This is a genomic window from Oleiphilus sp. HI0132, assembly GCF_001635845.1.
Genome location: NZ_LWGJ01001172.1, coordinates 1 through 10,256, shown reverse-complemented (window position 1 = coordinate 10,256; position 10,256 = coordinate 1). Strand labels below are relative to the sequence as shown.

The 10,256-nt window shown below is 46.0% G+C and carries 8 protein-coding genes and 1 tRNA gene; 4 read left to right on the top strand and 5 right to left on the bottom strand.

Annotation, left to right across the window (positions count from 1 at the left end; genetic code table 11):
- From A3766_RS16535 to A3766_RS16525, 3 genes are all read right to left on the bottom strand, one after another.
- Window positions 1–812: FGGY family carbohydrate kinase (locus tag A3766_RS16535; RefSeq protein WP_255375540.1), on the bottom strand; the 812-nt coding region annotated here is incomplete at its 3' end.
- Window positions 812–2,494 (bottom strand): glycerol-3-phosphate dehydrogenase/oxidase, encoded by a 1,683-nt coding sequence (locus tag A3766_RS16530; protein ID WP_197479603.1) that lies wholly within the window; start codon window positions 2,492–2,494, stop codon window positions 812–814. The genes A3766_RS16530 and A3766_RS16535, both read right to left, overlap by 1 nt.
- 98 nt (window positions 2,495–2,592) lie before the next feature.
- A complete protein-coding gene (locus A3766_RS16525; RefSeq protein WP_068516487.1) occupies window positions 2,593–4,212 on the bottom strand; it encodes an FAD-binding oxidoreductase in 1,620 nt (539 codons plus the stop codon).
- Between the two features lie 194 nt (window positions 4,213–4,406).
- On the opposite strand from A3766_RS16525, the gene A3766_RS16520 reads away from it, so the two are divergent.
- Window positions 4,407–5,441, top strand: coding sequence for an AraC family transcriptional regulator (locus A3766_RS16520; RefSeq protein ID WP_068516490.1), 1,035 nt, complete (start codon window positions 4,407–4,409; stop codon window positions 5,439–5,441).
- A 20-nt stretch (window positions 5,442–5,461) separates the two neighbouring features.
- Here A3766_RS16520 and A3766_RS16515 read toward each other — a convergent pair whose 3' ends face one another.
- On the bottom strand, window positions 5,462–6,580 hold the full coding sequence (locus A3766_RS16515) for a sensor domain-containing diguanylate cyclase (RefSeq protein ID WP_068516496.1): 1,119 nt from the start codon (window positions 6,578–6,580) through the stop codon (window positions 5,462–5,464).
- A gap of 271 nt (window positions 6,581–6,851) precedes the next feature.
- On the opposite strand from A3766_RS16515, the gene A3766_RS16510 reads away from it, so the two are divergent.
- The 3 genes from A3766_RS16510 to fghA all read left to right on the top strand — a co-directional run bounded on the left by A3766_RS16510 (window position 6,852) and on the right by fghA (window position 9,466).
- Window positions 6,852–6,928: transfer RNA gene (locus A3766_RS16510), tRNA-Met, on the top strand.
- A gap of 539 nt (window positions 6,929–7,467) precedes the next feature.
- Window positions 7,468–8,577, top strand: a complete 1,110-nt coding sequence (locus A3766_RS16505; protein ID WP_197475897.1) for an S-(hydroxymethyl)glutathione dehydrogenase/class III alcohol dehydrogenase — start codon at window positions 7,468–7,470, stop codon at window positions 8,575–8,577.
- A gap of 37 nt (window positions 8,578–8,614) precedes the next feature.
- Complete coding sequence (gene fghA / locus A3766_RS16500) at window positions 8,615–9,466, top strand: S-formylglutathione hydrolase (protein ID WP_068516502.1); 852 nt, start codon at window positions 8,615–8,617, stop codon at window positions 9,464–9,466.
- Between the two features lie 41 nt (window positions 9,467–9,507).
- Here the strand turns inward: fghA and A3766_RS16495 are convergent, their stop codons facing one another.
- Entirely contained in the window at window positions 9,508–10,170 is a 663-nt protein-coding gene (locus A3766_RS16495; RefSeq protein ID WP_068516504.1) for a cupin domain-containing protein, read from the bottom strand.
- Between the last annotated feature and the right edge of the window lie 86 nt (window positions 10,171–10,256).

The following is a 10,256-nucleotide window of genomic DNA, read 5'->3' as shown; positions in this document are numbered from 1 at the left end:
GCTGTCGTGCCATAGCTCATACAAGCGATATCAGGCCGGTTGCCGCCAGAGCCGATAATCTCGCAGGCTTTATCAGACGCCGAGGCAATGATAGGTAAGCCTTCATCTAGCCCCAAATGAGTTGCTGCCTCTTTGGTCAAAGCACCTAATGATTCCCCAGGATCTACCAGCTCAGGTAACATGTCTTTGCACAAAGAAGGCAAAATCTTAAAACGCCAGTCTGATTCAGCAGCCCACTTTAACTTCTTATAATCAAAGGGAATGTAACCAACCTGGGCACCAACAGAGTCTTTAAATTCTCCCGTTAGCTTAAAGCTCAAATAGCCTGATAACAGCAGAAACTTATGTGTCTTGCGCCATATTTCAGGCTGGCTCTGGGAAATCCATAATGCCTGCGATTTCTCTCGAAATCGATGTACAACATCTTCAACCCCGGCGATTTTAAACAACCACTTCCAAAAACCGGGCACATCCCCTTTTACCTCTGCCCTACGCTGGTCTAGCCAGACAATGGCTGGCCTCACAGGCCTTCCCTGCTCATCAACATTAACGACCGTACCGCGCTGCGTGGTGACCGTTGCTGCAATAATCCTGGAACGATCAATATCAGCTGCAGCCCATAGTTTATCGCAAGCTTTTTTTAATGAAGACCAGTAATACTCTGGATCTTGTTCAGCCCAGCCCGGCTGGCTAGAGAAGTAAGGCTCGAGCTCTTGTTTGCCCTTAGCGATCAAATTACCTTGGGTATCAAATATTATGGCCCGAACACTTTGAGTACCGTTATCAATGGTGAAGATATACTGCTCGCTCATCACACCACCCGCTCTTCTTTTTTGGCTTCTTCGACAGGAAGAGAATAATGAGCACTAATAATACGCTGATACCTGCTCGCCTCCTGATCCCAACGAGGCTCATCCCAGCCTAAAGCTTCCAAACAATGAGCCTTGACGCGAGTAAGCACGGCCTCACCACCTTTAGGAAGAACAAGTCCTAAACGAGTGCGGCGCAGCATTAGATCGTCTAAATGCACGACTAGTTGAGTTTCACAGGCATAAACAAGCTCAGCGAATATGGTATCACTAGTCAAGACTTTGTCTGCTAACTCAGGTTTCCTATCTACCAGCTCAACGATACGTTCTGCGCCAAAGCCATAGCGTCCTTTTAGCCTACGAATCTGAGGTGCATTGATATGAGCTGAAGCCATTACATGGTCAGTCTCAGGAAAGTGTGTACTCGACTTAAAGTCTTCAGGTTTCCGATNTAAATATCTCGCCGCCGTTTGAAGCACATCCAAGGCGATTAAACGATAAGTCGTCAGCTTACCTCCTGCAACGCTCACCATGCCTCGATTATCCCAGACAACATGTTCACGCTTTTCATCAGAAGGCTTTGCCGGTTTACTCAAGTCAGCTTCTTGCTTGCTAGAATGTTTACTGACAACAGGGCGAACACCCGAGTACGTCGCTATAACATCGCTTTCAGAAATCAAACTATTTGGGAATTGCTGATTCACAGCAGCTAACAGATACGCTACTTCGCCAGCGCTTATGCTGGACTCGTCTCGACTACTTTGCTTGTGATCAAGGTCCGTTGTCCCGACAACCGTCACACCTTCCCAGGGGAAAGCAAACACTGGCCGCTTATCTTTCGGGTGAAAAAAACTCACAGAATACGCCACTGGCAAGCGCCACTGAGGCAAAACTAAATGGCTGCCACGCAGAGGCCTTATTACTTTGTTTTCACCGAGCTGTTGTCGAAGTTCATCTGTCCATACCCCGGCAGCATTGATGACAACATTTGCCTGCAACTCAAACTGTTCAGCACTCAGTTGGTCTTTCAGCAAGACGCCCGTGACTCTGTCATTTTCGTCCTTGCTTACTTGCTCTGCTCGCAGATAATTGATCGCAACACCGCCGTCGCGATTGCCCTCTTCCAATACACGTAAAACCAAACGAGCATCATCGGTAGAAGCGTCAGCAAATTGAGTGACGCCTTTTAACTTTTTGGTAAGCAAGCCCGGGACTAAAAAGTCTAATATGCCTCGTTTGAAAAACTGCCGATAGCGCTTCCCTGCCATGTAGTCGTAAATAGCCAAAAGTTTGTTAAACACCCAAGGCCCGGGAAAAACACCTTTGTAATGCCCCATAATAAATGGCAAAGGCTCAACTAAACCGGGCAACTCATCCATCAAGTTCTGACGCTCTTTGACCGAGTCATTAGCTAAGGAAAATTGTCCACTTCCCAGATACCGCAGTCCGCCATGAACCATTTTTGATGAACGTGATGAAGTCCCCCAGGCAAAGTCTTTTTGCTCTATCAAGAGGGTTTTCAAACCCTGCGCGACAGCCTCGCGATAGATTCCGGCACCGGTAATCCCGCCACCAACAATCACCAAGTCCCAAGCCTTTCCAGAGCGCAGCACATCTAAGGCTAACGCTCGGCCACCTGGCGCCCAATAAGCAATAGAGGATGCATATTGTTTATCTTGTGACACGGCTTACCTCCGTCGTCGTCATATCGCAGCTGTCACGCCGAGAGTTTGAAAAGTTATAATTTTTTTGGACCGTAAATTGAGCCGAGCTTGCAAAAAAGCTAGTCGAACAGGCTTTTTACTCTGTCATCTTCTATCAGGGTTCCCGGGTTCAATAAGCCCTTCTCATCCATGGCTGCAAAAGCAGTTTTAATGAGGTGCATTCCTAACTCGCCCTTCTCTTTTGGAAGGAAAGGAGCATGATCTTTACCAACTCCGTGCTGATGACTGATTGCACCGCGATTGTTGACGATAATCTCGGAGGTAGAAGATTTCATATGCTTCCAACGCTCTAAAGCTTGCTCGCAGCTCTCACCGGCTCGATACACATAAGTCGTATAAATACTGCAACCCTGGCCGTAGAAGTGTGAAAGATGGGTAAAGACATGGACCTTTTCATTTTCAGCGCTAAGACTATTGCGTAAATTGTCTTCAATTTTATTAAGTAGATTATCTACATTATCCCAGTCGGTTGCCGTTTCAAGGGTATCAACCACATAGCCCTTTTCCCAAAGAGCTTCGCGTAGGTAAGGCATCTTAAAGCGTTTATCAGCCCACTTCTTACCCAAAAAGTTACCGGTGTACACGCCATGATAACGACGAATCATGCTCTTCATTAGTTTGTGGGCAGGGCGGCACTGCTCAGGCAGCCCCGTTATACCCAAGGTCATCATGCACTTGCCTTCAGCAGCACCTTTAAAGCTCAGATACTTTTCAAGCATTGATATCTGGCCAGGGTGACCAGCCAAAGCAAGTTGGGTCGTGGTTTCAACGGCATTACTTAAGCGCAGCATCGATAGTTGAACCTTACTCTGAACCATATAACGAGCTGCTTCCTTTGCTTGCGTCCACGAAGGGAAGAAAATAACGTAAAAGTCTTCTTGCTCTGCTAAAGGTGTCACTCGTACCTTAACTTCAGAGATTACGCCCATCCTCCCTTCCGAGCCCATAAAGATCTCTCTTACATCCGGGCCGCCTGCCGAGGCAGGAATGGTTTGAATATCCATACGCCCCTTAGGTGTTTCGACACTACCACCAGCAAACATTTGTTCGATGCGTCCATAACGCAGAGACTGCTGTCCACTAGAACGGCTCGCTACCCAACCACCAATGGTCGACAGCTCAAAGCTCTGGGGAAAGTGCCCCAAGGTATAGCCTCTAGAACGAAGCTGAGATTCAACTAAAGGCCCAGGTGTACCGGCACCAAAGGTAGCAATCTGACTCTCCTCATCCAAATCTATCAAGCGAGTCATTCGACCTAGCGATAAAGTTAGTATCGGTTCATCAGATTCAAAAGGGTTAATATGCCCCGCGACGCTGGTTCCACCACCATAGGGAATCAGGATAATGTCATGTTCATAACAAAACTCGACCAACTCAGCGACCTGATCTTTAGTTTCTGGAAAAGCAACGCCGTCGGGGAAGAATTCAAAGCGGCCACTTCTCATGGCAAGCCAGTCAGGCAGACTTTGACCGCGAGAATGACGAAGACGCTGTTCCGGGTCTTTATCAATCAATATATGCTCAGGTAAACGACTTTCTGGAACTTGAGCCAAAACTTCACTCAGCTGTGCATCCGCTAAAGGGCTGGAAGCACCCACTAGATCACTAAGAAATTGCTCACCCGTAGGTGGCAAATCCATTTTGTTTGCTTCATCTCCCCAACCATTCCAACGACGCATGCGTTCACCTATATATATTCAAATTTAGTTTAAAGTGCCCAGCATCTTAACAGCGGACAACACTCTAGAAAGACATAGCTCGAAATAATAACGGAATAAACTATAATTTCACTGACAATTTCAGACATTATGATCATCAAATTCAGTCAGTGACACTTTTTGTGCTCTCAAACTTCCTGCGAGAAGAGTAAATTATGAAACACCTGGGCTTTGCTTCCATTCCTGCCGTACAGCAATATTTACAATATGCTCAGAGCAAACAAATCGATACTCATCAAGTCATTCTCGACTCAGGGATCGACCCGAATGTTCTGGCCAGTGCAAATGGGCGTATTATTGGAACCCAGTTCCAATCTCTTATTAAACATCTTATCGAACGCGCTAATGACCCCTTGCTCGGGCTTCATACCAGCCAATTTGTTCAGCCAGGCTCCTATAGTGTGCTTGGCTATATCACTATGAGTTGCGCCACCATCGGTGAAGCCATGGATAAAATACAGCCCTATGAAAGACTTGTCGGGGATATGGGAACAACCAGCTTTAAAGATTTAGGGAACAGCATCTTGCAGTGCTGGCACTGTATTTACGACGACCCGATTGTCAGGCCTCATATGATCGATAACGTGTTGGCTTCGTGGACAAACTTTGCACGCTGGTTAGCAAACCAAAATGCCTCTGCTGAAAAGATACTAATCGGGCGCCCCGCTCCTTCTGCAAAGCTCCAAGAAGAATATACCCGCTTCTTCAATGCACCCGTTGAGTTTGAGGCTCAGCACAACGGTATTGTGCTAAATAAAGACCTACTGTCTATTTCACTTCGCCAACCCGATAACCTGCTACTCAAAACTCTTGAATCTCATGCTAGTGAGCAAATGACTCACCTTAGCCTGGCTAGTGAGAACTTTGCTGATAAAGTCAAAGCACTCATTCGACACCAATTGAATCTAGGCAGCGCAAGAAAAGAACTCATTGCGAATGAACTAAACATGACCGAACGAACACTGCAGAGAAAACTCGTCGCTGAAGACAGTTCTTATCAAACGCTGTTAAATGAAGTCAGACTAGACTTAGCGACCGAACTTCTGAAAAGCTCCGAAATAGGAATTCAAGATATTGCTTATAACCTGGGCTTTTCTGACGGGCGCTCATTTCATCGCAGCTTTAAAAGTTGGACCGGTATGACACCAGGGCAGTACCGAACAGAAAGTTCGCAATTGAAAAGCCTATAAAACCGACAGCTTGGCGAGTATTAGTCGGTACTCACCAGGCCAGCCTTGGCAACCACGACATTATCCTGGGTTTCAGGAACACTTACTCGTTTGGAAGGTTTCTGACGCTTCATTTCATAAAGCCGCTCATCGGCTATTTTAAGCATCATTTTAGAGTCGACTCGATCCATTGATTCTGTCGAAATCACGCCATAACTAATCACAACAGGAATTACCTTATCCTCGACTCTGAGAGGCGTATTCAAGAGATGCTCGCGAATACGCCCTGCAATAATATCAGCGCCTTCTTGGCGCTGATGAGGCAGCAACACGACAAACTCATCACCAGCAAAGCGGAATGCCAAATCACTCTTTCGTGTTAACTCATTCAGATGATGTGCAACATGCTTGAGATAACTATCACCACAGTCATGACCGCAGGTATCGTTGACTATCTTGAAATCATCACAATCGATAAACATGACCGCCAAATCTTCTTTCTGGCGCGCATGACGACTTAACTCTTGATCAAGCGTTTCCTCTAACTCTCTACGATTACGTAATAAAGTAAGCGGATCTCGCGTTGCCAAAAAGCTAATCCTTTCTCTTGCCCATACACCCGCTAGCGAGAAAGAGACTTTTACAGACAACTGCTTCAGAAAGAAGCTATCTTTGCTCGGGCTATAGCGCTCGGCGGAGTTTGAACCCAGCATCAAAGCCCCTACAACCTTGCTATCAATCACAATAGGCAATACAGCCAGCGAACGAACACCGTGAGGCTCGGCATTGCGTTTCACTTCAATAGGCATGAGCGAGTGATAGCGCTTGATGTCACGACTAACCAAAATTGGCTCTCGGACACTCTGAGTCGCTCCTAGAAAATCCACCATACTCACTGTGCGCAGAATGACAGGCGCTTCTTTATCAGCTTTACGCTCAGCTTCGCGCAAAGTATCAATCAGATGAGCGTTAGAAGGCGTTTCCGTCAAAACCGTCCACACATGCTCGATTTCGAACTTTTCCTGCACCAGCGACACCAGCGCCATAAAGAAGTCCGAACAACGAGTAATGTTCATAATCGCAACTTCTATATCGAAGAGGTTACGAGCGATTATTTCGTTACGCCTCGCGGTCGCAACGAGGTCATCAACTGAGGGCATCCAAGAATCTCCGGCTTGGGATAGGTATAACTAAGACATCTGTATATTGTAGTTTAAATCGCTTCCTCTGTAGAAGCATAACGCAATTTTATCGCGGCAATTGGACTCAGATCATCACCAGACAGTGAATTCACCCGCCACCCGCATTAATTAACACATAAAAATCCGTTTTTATTAAATAAGATGGAATTAGGCTTGACGGGAAGCACATCGATGGATAGTATACGCGCACATTGATTGAGGCAACAAACCTTGATCAAGACGAGATTGATGCGGGGTGGAGCAGCCTGGTAGCTCGTCGGGCTCATAACCCGAAGGTCGTCGGTTCAAATCCGGCCCCCGCTACCACATTAAAAAGACTAGTTAGTTATCTAACTGGTCTTTTTTTTCGCTTGTAGAAAGTAGCATCCATAACTAAATCATTTTCTTTAACAGAAGTTCAATCGAGTCTGACCCCGTTGATTCAATAGAGCCACGTCTATCACTCCTTTTTCTCCTGCCTTTGTTGAAGCAGGGATAGGTTTATACGTGGGTCAAAATTCGATGCAAATATTTGGGTTTAATGGGTCAGTTTTGGGTGCAAATCAACAAAAAAGGTCTCAGATCTATTTCTTAACATATTTGCAAAAGTTGAGTATTGAGGGGTTTAACCAAGGTACATTAAAACGAGCATTTGCCTTGCGAAAGAAGTCGCCACAATGATCACCTTAACAGGGCGTCCGCTTTAACTGGTGCGGATCATTAAGCCACCAACCTAAAACAAAAGCGCTGGAAAAAGTTTAGGAATATGTCAAGATTGGAACACGCTTCGGCCGATATAGGCTTGTAGCTAATCTGATTGTGAATTTCATCTTTCCCCCCGGAGAAACCTTGTGACTGACCAGTTTATTAAATCTAAAGCCGCCGTTGCTTGGGGCCCTAACACACCCCTGAAGATCGAAGAAGTCGATGTTATGTACCCGAAAGCGGGCGAGGTCTTGGTAAAGATCGTTGCAACCGGGGTCTGTCATACTGATGCCTTCACCTTGTCAGGTGAAGACCCAGAGGGAATTTTCCCATCAATCCTTGGTCATGAAGGTGGTGGTATTGTCGAAATGGTCGGTGAAGGCGTTACAAGCGTCGAAGTCGGCGACCACGTAATCCCGCTTTACACAGCTGAGTGTGGTGAATGTAAATTTTGCATGTCGGGGAAAACAAACTTATGCCAGGCCGTACGGGAAACCCAAGGTAAAGGGTTGATGCCAGACGGCACTACTCGTTTTTATAAGAATGGTGAACCAATCTATCACTATATGGGCTGTTCCACTTTTTCTGAGTATACCGTTTTACCAGAGATTTCCTTGGCGAAAGTAAACAAAGATGCTCCCCTTGAAGAAGTCTGCCTGCTAGGTTGTGGTGTAACAACAGGAATGGGTGCTGTCTTGAACACAGCTAAAGTACAGCAAGGTGATACCGTTGCCATCTTTGGCTTGGGCGGTATTGGTTTATCCGCTATTATCGGTGCCCGTATGGCAGGCGCTAGTCGTATTATCGGCATCGATATCAACGAAAGTAAGTTTGAACTCGCCAAGCAGTTAGGTGCAAGCGATTGTATTAATCCTCAGAATTTTGACAAGCCTATTCAAGAGGTCATTGTTGAAATGACCGATGGAGGCGTGGATTATTCATTTGAGTGCATTGGTAACGTTAATGTCATGCGACAGGCACTAGAGTGCTGCCATAAAGGCTGGGGAGAATCCGTGATCATCGGCGTTGCGGGTGCAGGTCAAGAGATTTCAACAAGACCCTTTCAGTTAGTCACCGGACGAGTTTGGCGCGGAACTGCCTTTGGCGGCGTAAAAGGTCGATCTGAACTGCCAGGTATCGTTGAACAGTATTTGGCTGGAGAGTTCGGTTTACAGGAATTCATTACGCATACTATGCCGCTCGAAGAGATTAATAATGCCTTTGATCTCATGCATGAAGGCAAGAGTATTCGCAGCGTCATTCATTACTAAGACATTTTATTAGATAACAATATTAAGCGACCGCTACATGACACTAAAACAAATAAATCAAGCAAGAGTCTTTGGTGGCTGCTATCAGCAGTTCACACATACATCGGATGTTTTGGGTTGTGATATGCGGTTTTCGGTATTTATACCTTCAAAGGCATCAACTGGAAGCCCTCTCCCTGCAATGTACTGGTTATCCGGCCTCACCTGCACAGATGAAAACTTCATGCATAAAGCGGGTGTTTTTCGTCTGGCAGAAGAACTCGGACTCATTATCATCGCACCCGACACAAGCCCTCGTGGTGAAGATGTTGCCGATGACCCCGAAGGCTCTTATGACCTAGGCTTAGGGGCTGGCTTCTATCTAAATGCTACACAACCACCCTGGTCTTCCCACTATCGAATGTACGATTACATCGCAACAGAACTACCGAAACTTGTTGAACGCCACTTCCCTGCCTCCAGTGTAAAATCTATTTTCGGGCATAGTATGGGCGGGCATGGCGCTTTAACTATTGCCCTGAAGAATCAAGAAGCTTATCGGTCAGTCTCTGCCTTCAGCCCTATTAGCAATCCAATCAATTGCCCATGGGGACAAAAAGCATTTCTCGCTTACCTTGGCACGGATCAGAATACATGGAAACAATACGATAGTTGCGAGCTGTTAAAAGAACATGGATGTGCGTTACCGATATTAGTGGATCAAGGTGATGAGGATAATTTTCTGCTGGAACAACTAAAACCCGAAAATCTTGTAGAATCCGCCAAATCTGTCGGCGCGAATCTAGAACTCAGAATGCAAAAAGGCTACGACCATAGTTACTTTTTTATTCAAAGCTTCATAGAAGATCACCTAAGATTCCACTTTGCTCACTTAAGCAGAGCTGACTAAAAGCGTTTTAGTGTGTAGAGATACTTTCGCCTCTTAATTATCTAAGGGTTAATTGGCACGGGTAAGTGCCCAGTTTTCACCAAAATGACCGTCTCCTCTTCAACGAAGGGGTGATGCTGACTCATGTGAGGGCTACGTATCCAGCTTCCTTTAGGATAGATGCCATGCTCATCACAAAACTTTCCCGATAGGACAAAAATTTCCTCCCCTCCAAAATGACGGTGAGACTGAAAACGCTCATTACTCGGCCACTTCACCAGTGCGACATGCTCATGCTCAAAATCGTGCAAAGGCATAACCTGCAGCCTGCCGATTCCTGGCAGCCAAGAGGTAGAAGTAGTATCGATGCGTACCTGTTCTTTATCCTCGAGTGAAAACTGGTTCAGCTTGACCAAGATAACACAGCCTTGCTTACTAAACGGGGCATGGTTGCTTCCAGGCGGATTACGTATATAGGTTCCAGCGCCAAAGTCTCCTGTTTCATCTGAGAATACGCCCTCCAATACAAAAATCTCTTCACCCATTGGGTGAAAGTGCTCAGAGAAAGACGAGCCAGGCTCATACATTACAATGCTCGTGGTATGCCCCGATTCCTTAGCTTCTCGCTCCAAAGGTTTACGCCAAACACCGGCAGCAGGGCTTTTATCCCATTCCATTTTCGCTGTATCGAGAGCCAGCTTTTCCGAAAAATCCATATTTAACATTGTTAATACTCATACCTTGTGAGCATTAACAATACAGTGAAAAAAAAGACCTGACACCTTTTTTATTATTAACGGTAACAAACAGG

What these genes read in the sequence shown, in the direction of transcription:
- A3766_RS16525 (WP_068516487.1), bottom strand. Translation starts at nt 4,212, where the DNA reads ATGCGTCGTTGGAATGGTTGGGGAGATGAAGCAAACAAAATGGATTTG.
- A3766_RS16520 (WP_068516490.1), top strand. Translation starts at nt 4,407, where the DNA reads ATGAAACACCTGGGCTTTGCTTCCATTCCTGCCGTACAGCAATATTTA.
- A3766_RS16515 (WP_068516496.1), bottom strand. Translation starts at nt 6,580, where the DNA reads ATGCCCTCAGTTGATGACCTCGTTGCGACCGCGAGGCGTAACGAAATA.
- fghA (WP_068516502.1), top strand. Translation starts at nt 8,615, where the DNA reads ATGACACTAAAACAAATAAATCAAGCAAGAGTCTTTGGTGGCTGCTAT.
- A3766_RS16495 (WP_068516504.1), bottom strand. Translation starts at nt 10,170, where the DNA reads ATGTTAAATATGGATTTTTCGGAAAAGCTGGCTCTCGATACAGCGAAA.